At 69.0% G+C, this 13,189-nt stretch carries 13 protein-coding genes; 5 read left to right on the top strand and 8 right to left on the bottom strand.

Features of this window, described 5'->3' with window-relative positions; genetic code table 11:
* Positions 1-15: 15 nt before the first annotated feature.
* The 3 genes from AB0P11_RS14720 to AB0P11_RS14710 all read right to left on the bottom strand — a co-directional run bounded on the left by AB0P11_RS14720 (position 16) and on the right by AB0P11_RS14710 (position 3,593).
* Positions 16-1,617, bottom strand: a complete 1,602-nt coding sequence (locus AB0P11_RS14720; protein ID WP_363522689.1) for an FGGY-family carbohydrate kinase — start codon at positions 1,615-1,617, stop codon at positions 16-18.
* The gene (locus AB0P11_RS14715) at positions 1,614-2,333 is read right to left on the bottom strand and encodes an L-ribulose-5-phosphate 4-epimerase (RefSeq protein WP_363522687.1); all 720 of its coding nucleotides are present in this window, start codon (positions 2,331-2,333) and stop codon (positions 1,614-1,616) included. The genes AB0P11_RS14720 and AB0P11_RS14715 overlap by 4 nt, the downstream gene beginning before the upstream one ends.
* 246 nt (positions 2,334-2,579) lie before the next feature.
* Positions 2,580-3,593 carry a LacI family DNA-binding transcriptional regulator gene (locus tag AB0P11_RS14710; RefSeq protein ID WP_285363426.1) on the bottom strand — a complete coding sequence of 338 codons (1,014 nt, stop codon included), beginning with the start codon at positions 3,591-3,593 and terminating at the stop codon, positions 2,580-2,582.
* A gap of 57 nt (positions 3,594-3,650) precedes the next feature.
* Between AB0P11_RS14710 and AB0P11_RS14705 the strand changes: the two genes are divergently transcribed.
* Positions 3,651-4,496 (top strand): NAD(P)-dependent oxidoreductase, encoded by an 846-nt coding sequence (locus AB0P11_RS14705; protein WP_363522685.1) that lies wholly within the window; start codon positions 3,651-3,653, stop codon positions 4,494-4,496.
* 27 nt (positions 4,497-4,523) lie between these two features.
* Here the strand turns inward: AB0P11_RS14705 and AB0P11_RS14700 are convergent, their stop codons facing one another.
* Positions 4,524-5,546, bottom strand: a complete 1,023-nt coding sequence (locus AB0P11_RS14700) for a LacI family DNA-binding transcriptional regulator (protein WP_053097877.1) — start codon at positions 5,544-5,546, stop codon at positions 4,524-4,526.
* Positions 5,547-5,738: 192 nt separating this feature from the next.
* Here AB0P11_RS14700 and AB0P11_RS14695 point away from each other — a divergent pair, with 192 nt between their 5' ends.
* From AB0P11_RS14695 to AB0P11_RS14680, 4 genes are all read left to right on the top strand, one after another.
* Complete coding sequence (locus tag AB0P11_RS14695) at positions 5,739-7,037, top strand: sugar ABC transporter substrate-binding protein (protein WP_072591962.1); 1,299 nt, start codon at positions 5,739-5,741, stop codon at positions 7,035-7,037.
* A 70-nt stretch (positions 7,038-7,107) separates the two neighbouring features.
* A complete protein-coding gene (locus tag AB0P11_RS14690) occupies positions 7,108-8,013 on the top strand; it encodes a sugar ABC transporter permease (protein WP_053097880.1) in 906 nt (301 codons plus the stop codon).
* A 5-nt stretch (positions 8,014-8,018) separates the two neighbouring features.
* Complete coding sequence (locus AB0P11_RS14685; protein WP_082297903.1) at positions 8,019-8,909, top strand: carbohydrate ABC transporter permease; 891 nt, start codon at positions 8,019-8,021, stop codon at positions 8,907-8,909.
* Between the two features lie 2 nt (positions 8,910-8,911).
* Entirely contained in the window at positions 8,912-10,774 is a 1,863-nt protein-coding gene (locus AB0P11_RS14680) for a beta-L-arabinofuranosidase domain-containing protein (RefSeq protein WP_363522682.1), read from the top strand.
* Position 10,775: 1 nt separating this feature from the next.
* Here AB0P11_RS14680 and AB0P11_RS14675 read toward each other — a convergent pair whose 3' ends face one another.
* The 4 genes from AB0P11_RS14675 to AB0P11_RS14660 are packed head-to-tail and all read right to left on the bottom strand — an operon-like array spanning position 10,776 to position 13,160.
* Entirely contained in the window at positions 10,776-11,060 is a 285-nt protein-coding gene (locus tag AB0P11_RS14675; RefSeq protein WP_285363424.1) for a WXG100 family type VII secretion target, read from the bottom strand.
* Positions 11,060-11,560 carry a hypothetical protein gene (locus AB0P11_RS14670; protein ID WP_363522680.1) on the bottom strand — a complete coding sequence of 167 codons (501 nt, stop codon included), beginning with the start codon at positions 11,558-11,560 and terminating at the stop codon, positions 11,060-11,062. The genes AB0P11_RS14675 and AB0P11_RS14670 overlap by 1 nt, the downstream gene beginning before the upstream one ends.
* A complete protein-coding gene (locus AB0P11_RS14665) occupies positions 11,557-12,870 on the bottom strand; it encodes a putative T7SS-secreted protein (protein ID WP_363522678.1) in 1,314 nt (437 codons plus the stop codon). Before AB0P11_RS14665 ends, AB0P11_RS14670 begins: the two co-directional genes overlap by 4 nt.
* The gene (locus AB0P11_RS14660; protein WP_053097891.1) at positions 12,870-13,160 is read right to left on the bottom strand and encodes a type VII secretion target; all 291 of its coding nucleotides are present in this window, start codon (positions 13,158-13,160) and stop codon (positions 12,870-12,872) included. Before AB0P11_RS14660 ends, AB0P11_RS14665 begins: the two co-directional genes overlap by 1 nt.
* Between the last annotated feature and the right edge of the window lie 29 nt (positions 13,161-13,189).

Raw genomic sequence — 13,189 nt, 5'->3', positions numbered from 1 at the left:
GAGTGCGCGTGGGGGTCAGAGAGCGGTGGTCGCGGCGGCTTCGATCGCGAGGCCCGCGCGGTAGCGGTCGAGGTAGGCGGTGAAGCCGGCGACGTCGGCAGGGTCGGGGTCGGCGACCGCGAGGGATGCCGAGGCGAAGACGTCGCGCTCGAGGTACTCCCCCAGCGACGCCGTCTCTGAGTGCGCGAGGTACGACGCGAGCACCGCGATGCCCCACGCGCCGCCCTCGGAGGCGAGCTCGCCCACCGCGACGGGAGCGCCGAGCGCTCCGGCGAGGAAACGCTGCGCGACCCCCGCGGTGCGGAACATGCCACCGTGCGCGAACATGCGGTCGAGTTCGACTCCTTCGGCGGCGAGCACCTGCATCCCCAGCGCGAGCGTGCCGAACACGCCGTACAGCTGCGAGCGCATGAAGTTCGCCAGCGTGAAGGCGCTGTCGGGGGTGCGCACGAACAGCGGGCGCCCCTCGGTGAGGCCGGCGATCGGCTCGCCCGCGAGGTGGTTGTAGGCCAGCAGGCCGCCGGCATCCGCCTCTCCGTCGAGAGCCTCGCGGAAGAGTGCGTCGAAGACCGCGTCATCGCTCAGCGGCTGCCCCGCGGCGGCGGCGAAACGGGTGAAGAGCCCTGCCCAGGCGGCCAGTTCGCTCGCGCCGTTGTTGCAGTGCACCATCGCGACGGCGTCGCCCGCGGGTGTCGTCACGAGGTCGAGCTCGTGGTGCACTTCGGAGAGCGGGCGCTCGAGCACGACCATCGCGAAGATGCTGGTTCCGGCCGAGACGTTGCCGGTGCGCGGCGACACCGAGTTCGTCGCGACCATGCCGGTGCCCGCATCGCCCTCGGGCGGGCAGAGCGGGATGCCGGAGGTCAGCGCGCCCGACGGATCGAGCAGGGCCGCGCCCTCGGCGGTGAGCGTCCCGGCGGCGGCGCCGGCGGGAAGGACGGTCGGGAGCAGGTCTTTGGCTGCGGCGGGAAGACGGTCGGCGGCGAGGGCGTCGTAGGCCTGCAGCATCCGCTCGTCGTAGTCTCCGGTGGCCGAGTCGATCGGGAACATGCCGGAGGCGTCGCCGACGCCGAGAACGCGCTCGCCCGTCAGCCTCGTGTGCACATAGCCCGCGAGGGTGGTGACGAAGTCGAGCTGCGGCACGTGCGCCTCGCCGTCGAGCACCGCCTGGTGCAGGTGCGCGATCGACCAGCGCAGGGGGATGTTCACGCCGAGCAGGTCGGTCAGCTCGGCCGCCGCGGCGCCCGTGTTGGTGTTGCGCCAGGTGCGGAACGGCGTGAGCAGCTCGCCCTGCGCATCGAACGCGAGGTATCCGTGCATCATGGCCGAGATCCCGATCGCGCCGAACGTCTCGGGGCGCACGCCGTGGCGCTCGTCCGCGTCGGCGACGAGACCGGCGTATGCCGCCTGCAGGCCTGTCCACACCTCGTCGATCGCGTAGGTCCAGAGGCCGTCCTGGAGGCGGTTCTCCCACGAGAACGACCCGGTCGCGAGCACCTCGGTGGCGTCGGATCCGATCAGACAGGCCTTGATGCGCGTGGAGCCGAGCTCGATGCCGAGGCTCGTGCGGCCGGCGAGGATGTCGTCGCGGGCGGTCGTGCGGGTCGTGTCGCTCATCGTCGGGCGTCCGAGTTCTGTCCGTAGACGTTCTGGTAGCGGTTGAAGAGGCTGTCGATGGCCTCCTGCGGAATCGGGATCAGCGGGCCGGCCTCACGGGCGTAGTGCACGGTGCGGGCCACGTCTTCGACCATGACGGCGGCCTTCACGGCATCCTTCGCGTCGACTCCGATGGTGAAGGGACCGTGGTTCTGCATGAGCACCGCGCGGCTGCGGTGGCCGGTGAGCGTCTGCACGATGCCGCGGCCGATCGAGTCGTCGCCGATGATCGCGAAGGGACCGACCGGGATAGGACCGCCGAACTCATCGGCCATGGCCGTGATGACGCAGGGGATCTCTTCGCCACGGGCTGCCCACGCGACGGCGAACGTCGAGTGCGTGTGCACGACACCTCCGACGTCGGGCATGTGGCGGTAGACGTAGGCGTGGGCGGCAGTGTCGCTCGAGGGCGAGCGGTCGCTGCCCGGAGTGCCGGGGATCACGGCGCCGTCGAGGTCGCACAGGATCATGTTCTCGGGCGTGAGGTCGTCGTAGCTGACGCCCGACGGCTTGATCACGAACAGGTCGGCTCCGGGCACGCGGCCCGAGACGTTGCCGCCGGTCCAGACGATGAGGTCGTAACGGACCAGTTCGCCGTGCAGACGGGCGACATCCTCGCGGACGGCCTGGATGGAGGCGTCGATCTCAGGGGAGAAGACGGGGGCTTCGTTGCTCACGGATACCTCGGGGTCGGCGGTGGTCACTGTGACCGGTCACAGCAGTGTGTCACGGAGGTCGGCGGACCGTCAAGACACCGGCGACCGCTCGGCGTCGCCGTGTGCGGGGTCACTTTCGCATCTCCCGTCTCGTGCGGGGCCACTTTCGCATCGGATACGGCGTATTCACGTGCAGAACTGACCCCGCATCGCGCCGCACATGCAGAACTGACCCCGCAGCGCGCCGGCACACACCCTGGCGCCGTTTCAGCGCGGCGGCGCCACCGAATCGCGGGTCACGAGCACGGGTGCCACCGGCGCGAGGTCGGATGCCGCGGCTCCGGCACTGCCCGCCAGCACCGCCGCCACCGCACGACGCGCCAATTCCGAGAAGTCCTGCCGCACGGTCGTGAGCTTCGGCCAGTAGTAGGCGGCATCCGGAGTGTCGTCGAACCCGACGACACTGATGTCTGCGGGCACCGAGAGCCCGACTTCCTGCAGACCGCCGAGCAGACCGAGGGCCATCTGGTCGTTCGCCGCGAATACCGCCGTCACACCCGAGTCGCGCACGGCGCGAGCCGCTGCATAGCCCGAGCCGGCGGTCCAGTCGCCCTCGATGACCGGTCCGGCGGCGAGTCCTCGTGCGGCGAGCTCGACCCGGAACCCCTCAGCGCGGGACTCGGCCTCGAGCCAGTCGGCGGGGCCGGCGAGGTGCGCGATGCGTGTGTGCCCGGCGTCGGCGAGTGCCGCGACGGCGAGTCGAGCCCCGGCCTCCTGATCGACCGAGAGGCCGCGTGCGCCGCGATCGGCTGCGTGCAGGGTGACGACGGGCACGCCGATGCGCACCGAGTCGAGCGCGTCGAGGGTGTGGGCGTGAGGCGCGACGACGACGATGCCCTCGACTCCCTGCATGACGAGGTGGTCGACCGCGGCGACCACGGCATCCGTGTCCCCCGCATCCGCGAAGGCCGCACTCAGCCAGTAGCCGACCTCGCGGGCCGACGCCTCGAGCGCTGCGATGCTGCGCGACGGGCCATAGTGCAGTGCGTCGGTGGCGAGCACCCCGAGCGTGCGGGAGCGGCGGGTGCCCAGCGCTCTGGCCGCGTTGTTCATGCGGTAGCCGAGTTCCGCCATGGCGGCGATGACGCGTTCTCGAGTCTCGGCGGCGACCTCGGGGTGGTCGTTGAGCACGCGCGACACCGTCTGCCGAGACACCCCTGCGCGCACGGCGACGTCGCGCACGCCGACGGTGCGGCGGGGCTCGCTGCTCGTGTCACTCACGCCGACGAGTGTATGCCGAGCGGCCCCGGCGCCTCGTCTTCGTGCCACTCTGGTGACATGCGCATCGCACTCACCGGATCATCGGGCAAGCTCGGCAGCGTCGTCGCGCGGGAGCTCCGCGCTCACGGACACGAGGTCATCGGCATGGACGTCTCAGGCACCCGCGGCCCTGACTTCGTGCAGGTGGACCTCACGGACTACGGCCAGGTCGTGGATGCTTTCACGGCCGTCGGCGACCGGCACGACGGCATCGACGCCGTGGTGCATCTCGGCGCCATCCCGGCGCCCGGCATCCGCAGCGACGTCGCCACCTTCCACAACAACATGCCCGCCACGTTCAACGTCTTCTGGGCGGCGGTGCGCCTCGGCATCCGCCGTGTCGTCTACGCCTCGAGCGAGACCGTGCTGGGCCTGCCATTCGACGTGCCGCCGCCCTACGTGCCGGTCGACGAGGACTACCCCGCCCGCCCCGAGTCGGTCTACTCGCTCGTGAAGACCCTCGAGGAGCAGCTGGCGAGGGAGCTCGTGCGCTGGGATCCCGACCTGTCGATCACCGCACTGCGGTTCTCGAACGTGATGAACCCCGAGGACTACGCCGAGTTCCCCGACTTCGACGCCGATGCGCTGCGCCGTAAGTGGAACCTCTGGGGGTACATCGACGCACGCGACGGTGCGCAGGCGGTGGAGCGTGCGCTCGAGGTGGCGGCACCCGGGTTCGACAACTTCATCATCGCGGCGGCCGACACGGTGATGACGCGTCCGAACGCCGAGCTGCTCGCCGAGGTCTTCCCCGATGTGCCGGTCGCCCGCGAGTTCGGCCCGAACGAGACGCTGCTGTCGATCGACAAGGCCCGCCGCGTGCTCGGGTTCGATCCGCAGCACTCCTGGCGCGACCACGCCTGAACTAACTCCGGCACGCGCGAGCGCCCCTCAGCGCCGGGCGATGGTCGATCCGCGGATCACGAGCCGCACCGGCAGGTGGTGCGCGCCTTCGCCGATGTCGATGCCGTCGATCGCATCGAACACCCGCAGCGCCGCCTGACGACCGAGCTGCTGCAGGTTCGCGTCGATGCTGGTGAGCTCGGGCCGGGCGTTGGTCGCGAGCACTTCCCAGTTGTCGTAGCCGATCACCGCGAGGTCGTCCGGCACGGTGCGGCCGAGATCGCGGGCCGAGTCGAGCACACCGCGAGCGATCTGGTCGGATCCGCAGAACACGGCGTCGATGTCCGGATGCCGCTGCAGCAGCATCGCCGCGGCATCCCGACCCCAGTGCTCGGTCCACTCCGAGAACATGGGCTCGCCCACGAGTTCGAGACCCGCCTCGCCAAGTGCCGCTCTGGCGCCGGCGAGGCGGTCTTGGGCTGCGGCATAGGTCGGGTCGCCCGAGATGTGCGCGATGCGCCGACGTCCGCAGGCCAACAGGTGCTCGATCGCGAGACGCCCGCCCGCGTAGTTGTCGGGGGTCAATGAGAGGTCGCGCGGGTCATCCGAGGGGGCGTACGCGTAGACCACGGGCACGGGGATCTCCTGCCCGAGCGAGGGGCGCGGATCCGTCTGACGGCCGACGACGATGATGCCGTCGACCCTGCGGCTCAGCAGCTCCTTCAGGTGGTGCTGCTCACGGATCGCGTCACCTCGCGCATCGCACAGGAAGACGTTGATGCGACCTGCGCCGAACGCATCCTCCGCGCCCATGAGGATCGGCAGCATGAAGCGGCCCTCGAGGTCGCTGGTGAGAAGGCCGACCGTGCCGGTGCGCCCGGCGAGGAGTCCTCGCGCCATGGCATTGGGGGTGAAGGACAGCTCCTCGGCGATCGCGCGCACCTTGGCGCGGGTGGCGACCGATACGTCGCCCCGATCGTTCAGCGCCTTGGATGCGGTCGAGATCGAGACTCCGGCGCGCGCGGCGACGTCACTGAGGGTCGCAGCTCGTGCTCCAGTCGTATCCGTCATCCCACTCCTTCGTGCTGAAAGGTTATCGGAACGAGGGTTGACGCGCCCTCCGAAACCACGCTATACCTTTTCGAAAGGGTTTTCGTAACTTTCGAAGAACCTGATCTTCACCCTCATCTCCACTCCCGGCGCTGCACTGCCGAAGCGCCACACCGCACCCGCTCGAGGACGAGCCCAGAGGAGCCCCCGCCCATGAACACCATTCGCACCCACGCCGCACGTCGGGCAGCAGCCGCCGTCATCGCGGCCGGCCTGCTCGTCGGCGGACTCGCCGCCTGCGCACCCGCCGGCGATGACGCCGCCTCCGACGAGCCCATCCCCGCCGAAGGCACCGACGACGGCACGACCCTGACACTGTGGACCCGCGCGCCGATCGAGCGCCAGGCCAAGCTGCTGGTCGACGCCTACAACGACAGCCACGAGAACCAGGTCGAGCTGACAGTCGTGCCCAACGACGACTACGTCGCGAAGGTCGGCGCCGCCGCAGGGTCGAGCGGCCTGCCCGACCTCTTCGCCGCCGACATCGTCTACGTGCCGAACTGGGCACAGCAGGGCCTGTTCCAGGACATGTCCGAGCAGATCGACGCCCTCGACTTCAAGGACGAGATCAACCCCGGGCACCTGTCGGCCGGCACCGTCGACGGCGCCGAGTACGTGCTGCCGTTCGCCCTCGACCTCTCGATGCTCTTCTGGAACAAGGAGCTCTTCGCCGAGGCCGGCCTCGACCCCGAGAAGGCGCCCGCCACGCTCGAAGAGTTCGCCGAAGCGGCCATGGCCGTGCAGGCGCTGAACAAGCCGGACACCTACGGCACCGCGACCGGCCTCAACTGCGGCGGATGCCTGGTCTTCACCTGGTTCCCCTCCATCTGGGCATCGGGCGACGAGGTCATGAGCGACGACGGCACCGAGTCCCTGCTCGACGGCGACTCGGCTCAGGCCGTCTACGACACGTGGGCGGGCCTCGAAGAGGCGGGTGCGGTTCTCCCGAGCTCGACCGATGAGGCTGGCCCCACCTGGACCGCCGCGTTCAGCGAGGGCAAGGTCGGCGTGATGCCTTTCCCCGCGACGCTGCTCCCCTCGCTCGAGTTCGACGCGGGAGTCGCCGGCATCCCCGGTGTCGACGGCGGCGCCTCGACGTTCGTCGGCGGCGACGGCATCGGCATCTCGAAGGACTCGAAGAAGGCCGCGCAGGCCTGGAACTTCCTCAACTGGATGATGTCCGAGGACGCCCAGGTCGAGGTGCTCGCGAAAGACGGCAACGCCGTCTCCCGCGGAGACCTGGCCGACAACGAGTATGCGGCCGCCGATCCCCGACTGGTGACGATCAACGAGGTCGCAGCCCAGGGCGACACCCCGGTGGCCCTGAACTTCCAGCAGGCGTTCAACGCCCCGGGCAGCCCGTGGCTCACCCTGGTGCGCAACGCCGTGCTCAACGGCGACGACTCGGTGCCCGCCGACAACGAGGAGATTACGGCGATCCTGTCGCAGTGATCATGCGGGGGCGGCGCGCCGCGTCGCCCCCGCATCCCCCCTCGTCAGTCCCCCATCGAAAGAGAACGTGATGACCCAGGCCACACTCCCGCTGCATCGCCGCAGACGGCGCACCGCCTTCGGCGGCCCGGTGCAGGGCTGGCTGTACGCGGCCCCCACGGCGATCTTCGTCGCCCTGCTGTTCATCGTGCCGCTGGTGCTGGTGCTGCAGATGTCGGCCTCGGACTGGCCCCTGCTGAGCGGCAACCAGGGAATCAACTTCCCGGAGAACTATGCGGATGCCGTCACGCACCGCCTCTTCTGGGATTCGATCCGCTTCACCCTGCTCTACACCGTCATCACGACCGTGATCCTGATCGGACTCGGGCTCGGCCTGGCCCTGCTCGTGCAGGAGTCCACCCGCTGGAAGGGGTTCCTGCGCACGGCCTTCCTGATCCCCAGCGCGCTCGGCCTGGCATCCGCGTCACTGCTCTTCTACGTGCTGTACTCCCCCATCGCCGGCCCGTTCGCGAACCTCATGAAGTCGTGGGGCATCACGTTCCTCGGCACGCCGGAGGGCGCACTGTGGTCGACCATCTTCCTGATCGTCTGGCGATACGCGGGCTTCTACATGCTGCTGATGCTGGTGGGCCTGCAGGGAATCCCGGATGACGTCTACGAAGCCGCCCGCATCGACGGCGCGAACCGCTGGCAGACCTTCCGCGACATCACCGTGCCGCTGCTCAAGCCGACCTTCGCGCTCACGACAGTGATGTGCGTGACCGGGTCGCTGCTCGCGTTCGAGCAGTTCTACATCCTCACCAAGGGCGGCCCCGACAACAGCACCATGACCGTCGTGCAGCTCATCTACAACGTCGCATTCCAGGGGCAGAACAGCCTCGGCATCGCCGGCGCCCTCTCGGTGATCGTGCTGCTCGCACTCATCGTCATCAACGTCTTCCAACTGCGCGCGTTCCGCCGCACGGATGAGAGCTGAGAATCATGTCCCAGACGCTGACGCGCACGATCGTCGCTCCGAACCATCAGCCGACCCCGCCGCGCTATCGCTCGAAGGCCGCTCGCGTCGTCCTCGGCATCCCGTACTGGGTGTTCACGACCGCGCTGGCCGTGATCTTCCTCTATCCGCTCATCTGGACCGGCGTCTCGTCGGTCAGCCCGATGGCCGGCACCAGCCAGACCGACGGCTGGGGCTTCGGCAACTACGCGGCCCTCGGCGAATACCAGGCCGGCATCTGGGTGTATCTGGGCAACTCGCTCTTCGTCTCGGTGCTCACCGTCGCGCTCACCCTGTTCATCTCGCTGCTGGGCGGATACGCGTTCGCGCGCTTCTCGTTCCCCGGCAAGAACGCACTGTTCCTCCTCACCCTCGCCATCCTGATGGTGCCGTATGCGACCCTGCTCATTCCGCTCTACGTGATCCTCAATGCGGTCGGCCTGCAGAACTCGCTGGTCGGCGTCGCGCTGGTGATCACGATGTTCCAGCTGCCGTTCTCGATGTTCATGATGCGCATCTCGTTCGAGTCGATCCCGCGGGAGATGGACGAGGCGGCGATGGTCGACGGATGCTCGAGCTGGGGCGCCCTGTGGCGGGTGCTGCTCCCTGCCGTCAAGCCCGGGCTCGTGACCGTCGGGCTGTTCGCGTTCCTCACCGCCTGGAACGACTTCATGGCACCGCTGATCCTCATCAACGACACCAACCGCATGACGCTGCCGCTCGCGGTGGCGAACCTCCGCGGACAGGTGCAGGGCGTCGTCGACTACGGCGCCACCGAGGCGGGAGTCGTCGTGCTGGCGCTCCCCTGCATCCTGCTCTTCCTGATCCTGCAACGACACTACGTGCGCGGCTTCATGTCCGGCGCCTTCAAGGGATGACCATGTTCGACACCACTGCACCGGCCGCCCCGGTGGTTCCCACGCACGGGCGTCTGCGCCCGCTCGGCCTCGACGAGGTGCGCATCACCGGAGGGTTCTGGGCCGACCGCCAGGCCGTCAACGGCACTGCCACTCTCAGCCACATCGAGTCGCGACTCGAGTCCGAGGGATGGCTGCCCAACTTCGACCTCGCCGCCGCCGGCACGCTGCCGGACGGGCGTCGGGGACGCGAGTTCGCCGACTCCGAGATCTACAAGTACCTCGAGGCGCTGGCGTGGGAGATCGGGCGGACGGATGCCGCAGCCGACAGCGACCTCGAGCAGCGATTCCGCCGGGTCGTCGACCGGGTCGCCGCCGCGCAGGAGCCCGACGGGTACCTCAACACGATGTTCGGCCGCGAGGGCCAGGACGAACGCTGGTCTGCGCTGCAGTGGGGGCACGAGCTGTACTGCCTCGGGCACCTGTTCCAGGCGGCCGTCGCCCGCGTGCGCACGAGACCGGATGCCGACGACGGTCTGATCGACATCGCTCGGCGCGCCGCGGATCTCGTCTGCCGCGAGTTCGGCGTCGACGGCCGGGACGCGATCTGCGGGCATGCCGAGGTCGAGGCGGGGCTTGCCGAGCTCGGCCGAGCGCTCGGTGAGCAGCGTTACATCGATCAGGCCGCGCTGTTCGTCGAGCGGCACGGTCGCGGGTCGCTCGGCGAGATCGAGTGGGGGCGCAGCTACTTCCAGGACGACGTGTCGGTGCGCGACGCCGAGGCTCTTCGCGGGCACTCCGTGCGGGCGAACTACCTGTCCTCCGCCGCAGCCGACGTCGCCGCCGAGCTCTCCGACGACTCGCTGCTCGACGCCCTGCGGTCGCAGTGGGATCGCACGGTCGAACGCCGCACCTATGTGACGGGGGGCCAGGGGTCGCACCATCAGGACGAGGCCTTCGGCGACGACTGGGAGCTGCCGCCGGATCGCGCCTACTCCGAGACCTGCGCCGGCATCGGGTCGATCATGTTCTCGTGGCGGCTGCTGCTCGCGACCGGTGAGGCGCAGTACGCCGACCTGATCGAGCGGACCCTGTTCAACGTCGTCGCGACCTCGCCCGGTGACGACGGGCGCTCGTTCTTCTACGCCAACACCCTGCATCAGCGCACGCCGGGGATCCCGGCGGATCCGGATGCCACGTCGCCGCGCGCCTCGTCATCGCTGCGCGCGCCGTGGTTCGAGGTGTCGTGCTGCCCGCCGAATGTGGCGCGCACGTTCGCGAGCCTCTCCGCGTATGTCGCGACGGCCGATGATGACGGCGTGCAGCTGCATCAGTACGCACCGTCGACCGTGCGCACGACACTGCCGGACGGCCGGATCGTCGCGTTCGATGTCTCGACGGACTACCCGGCGAAGGGCGATGTTCGCGTCACGATCACCGAGGATGCCGAGTTCACACTGACGCTGCGAGTGCCGTCGTGGGCGTCGGGAGCAACGGTGCGTGTGCACAGCGGGAATGAGGTCACGGAGCTGCCTGCACCTCCGGGTGCGGTCGAAGTCGCTCGTGCGTTCCGCGCCGGCGACATCGTCGAACTCACTCTGCCGATCGTGGCGAGGACCACATCACCGCATCCGATGGTGGATGCCGTGCGCGGCAGCGTCGCGATCGAACGCGGCCCCGAGGTGCTGGCACTCGAGTCGATCGACCTCGGCGGCGACATCGGCGACGCGATCGCGGCCGGGGAGCCCGTCGAGCGCGACGGTCACGTGGTGCTGCCGGTGCGCCACCGCTCGACCGGCGAGACGGTCGACGCCCCCTTGATCGCCTATCACGACTGGGCGCGGCGCGGTCCGTCGACCATGCGGGTCTGGATTCCGACGGTGTGAGTCAGCTCCAGAGGTCGGCGACGTGAGCCTCGGCCTCGCGAGTGCGTGCTTGCGCGCGGGCGGCCGCGGTGGCGGCGCTGGTGAGAGCGGTCTGCATGTCGCCGGCACACTCGTTCCATTCGCGGTGAGCGCGGGAGTAGGCATCTTGGGCGGCCCCGGTCCACAGGCGCCTCAGCCCGGTTGCTTCGGCGTCCAGGTCGTCAAGGAGCGCTCGGATATGCTGCGCGGTGTCGGCCAACGTCGCGATCGACTGGGCGAGCGGTTCGTGCTCGACACGGATGCGCATCAGCTGTCGCCCTCTTCGGATTCAGGTTTCGGCCAGCTCAGGTGCAGATCGCGGAGCTCGTAGGGCTGAGACACGTCGTCGGTGAGGAAGTACGTGTAGAAGACGACGGCCGCCTCGTCGGCGGTGAAGACCTCGTGCGGGTAGACCGTGGTGCGGTGGCGACCGTTGTCGTAGTGGATCACCTCGGTGGGCTCGCCTGTGCGGTCGCCGCCGGGCTTGCCGATCGCGTACTGGTGGGGAGTGCCGTCGGCCTCGATACGGCGCACCTCCAGCGCCAGCGCCTCAGCGGTTCCCGCGCACTGCATGTACTCCTCACTGAACGGGATGTCCTCGAGGAGGTCCGCACCTTCGGGCGCACGCCACAGACTGTAGGACCAGAACGTGGATCCGTTCATGCCCTTCAGTGACGCCCGCAGTTGCTCCGGGTACGGGCGGACGTAGTCGACGAAAGGGCCACGGCTCTCACCATTGATCTGGTCGATATGCGTAGGTGTACTCATTTCACAGTCTCCAGGACCACTCGGGTGATCTGTATCGTCTTGCCGTTGAGGGTGGCGGTCGCGGGGCGTTCGGGACTGACCGTGCTGTCGAATCCCTTTTGGGCTGCGTCGCGGCTGCCGGTGCCGCCCTTGACCTCGATGCCGGTGTAGGTCCCATCGGCATTCTCGTAGAGGCCGTCGTAGTAGCGGTGTTGATCTGACGTCGCGTCGGGCTTGTGACGGTACCCGTCGATGGTCGCACGAACTTTATCGTGGATGACCTCGACGCTGCGTCTGTCAGCGACTCGATCCAACCCGATCTTCTCGGTATCGACCCAAGGGCGTTGCCCGTCGCCGTTCCAGTGGCCCTTGATGTCACGGCCCCCGTGTTCAGGGTGGGGTGGCGGGCGCTCCACGATGCGGACCGCATCATCCCCGGTCGCCTCGTTCATCCATCGCGTCCCGGCGTGCCCGGCAGCGGCGAGGCCTGCGCCCGCGACACCCACGCCGGCCCAGGCGAGGCCGGCACCGGGGACGCCTCCAACTCCGGTGATCGCGAGGGCACCTCCGCCGCCGATCATCGTGCCGCCACCGACCACGAGCGCGACTCCGCCGAGGAGTTCGAGGAGGATGTCGGGGTGGTTGATGAGCGCGTTGCCCATCGAGGCGATGAAGTTCAGTTGCTCGATCGCCGGGTTGAGTACGGCGGTCTCGAACATGATCGAGCCGATCGCCCGGACGACTGCCCAGTTCGTCGCGCCTTCGGCCTGCTTCGGCGTCTGCAGGGGCGCGGCATCCGCCGCTGCGTGGATGGCGTTGGCAGCGTCGACGGCGTAGCGATCCAGCACACCCCGTGCGTTCGTCAAGACGTCGACCGCCTGTGCGCGCAGGTCCGCGCCGCCGTCGACGAACGGGACGTCGAGTTCGACGTGTCGCAGGTGAAGGTCGCGTTCCAGCTCACGCACCTTCACCTGGTGCTCCTGGCGTGAGGCGATCGTCGCTGCTTCGGCCTGCTCCCACAGGTCGATGGCGCGTGCGGCTTCGTCCTGCGCCCATCGCAGAGCATCGCCATAGGCCGACAGAGCGGCGGCGCCACTCATCAAGTACTCGCCGCACCTCTGCCATGACGACCGCACGTATTCCGCCCGCTCGAGGTACTTCTCATACGGGTACCCCGTCCACGCGGAATCGACCTCGAGGCCCCGCAACCCGTCCCGAAGGGCAGTGGCGGCCTCGGACCGAGACCGCCACGCGGACGCGACCGTATGCGCCGCGGCATACGAGCCCGGTATCAGCGCGACCGGGTCGTTCGTCGTCCCCAGCTCGGACATCAGTAGTCGCTCTCGGCCCAGATCATCTGGTCGAGTTCGCTGCTCGACGCCTCATCGCCCCGGTCGAACACCTCGGCGGTCTGCCGCAGGTTCTCCGCCACCATGTCGACGTCCGCGAGACGGCGCCCCAGTGCCGTCGTCCATGCGTCGCCGAATCGCGCCACCGCCGCGGTGATCGAGCGTGCGCCCAGCCCCGACGACTGCGCGACCACCGCCGAGCCGAAGTCGCCCCGCAGACTGGCGGCCTTCGTCGCGAAGGCGCGCAGCTCGTCGGTCTCCACATCCGTCATCGCACGCCATCGGTCACGAACGACAACGT

The organism is Microbacterium sp. NPDC079176 (assembly GCF_040686675.1).
In the GTDB taxonomy this organism is placed as follows: domain Bacteria; phylum Actinomycetota; class Actinomycetes; order Actinomycetales; family Microbacteriaceae; genus Microbacterium.
This window is presented reverse-complemented; position numbering and strand designations above follow the sequence as displayed.

Bases quoted from the DNA above. Each gene is read 5' to 3' on its own strand.
- AB0P11_RS14695 (WP_072591962.1), top strand. From the start codon at position 5,739: ATGAACACCATTCGCACCCACGCCGCACGTCGGGCAGCAGCCGCCGTC.
- AB0P11_RS14705 (WP_363522685.1), top strand. From the start codon at position 3,651: ATGCGCATCGCACTCACCGGATCATCGGGCAAGCTCGGCAGCGTCGTC.
- AB0P11_RS14665 (WP_363522678.1), bottom strand. From the start codon at position 12,870: ATGTCCGAGCTGGGGACGACGAACGACCCGGTCGCGCTGATACCGGGC.
- AB0P11_RS14680 (WP_363522682.1), top strand. From the start codon at position 8,912: ATGTTCGACACCACTGCACCGGCCGCCCCGGTGGTTCCCACGCACGGG.
- AB0P11_RS14685 (WP_082297903.1), top strand. From the start codon at position 8,019: ATGTCCCAGACGCTGACGCGCACGATCGTCGCTCCGAACCATCAGCCG.
- AB0P11_RS14670 (WP_363522680.1), bottom strand. From the start codon at position 11,560: ATGAGTACACCTACGCATATCGACCAGATCAATGGTGAGAGCCGTGGC.
- AB0P11_RS14700 (WP_053097877.1), bottom strand. From the start codon at position 5,546: ATGACGGATACGACTGGAGCACGAGCTGCGACCCTCAGTGACGTCGCC.
- AB0P11_RS14690 (WP_053097880.1), top strand. From the start codon at position 7,108: ATGACCCAGGCCACACTCCCGCTGCATCGCCGCAGACGGCGCACCGCC.
- AB0P11_RS14675 (WP_285363424.1), bottom strand. From the start codon at position 11,060: ATGCGCATCCGTGTCGAGCACGAACCGCTCGCCCAGTCGATCGCGACG.
- AB0P11_RS14660 (WP_053097891.1), bottom strand. From the start codon at position 13,160: ATGACGGATGTGGAGACCGACGAGCTGCGCGCCTTCGCGACGAAGGCC.
- AB0P11_RS14720 (WP_363522689.1), bottom strand. From the start codon at position 1,617: ATGAGCGACACGACCCGCACGACCGCCCGCGACGACATCCTCGCCGGC.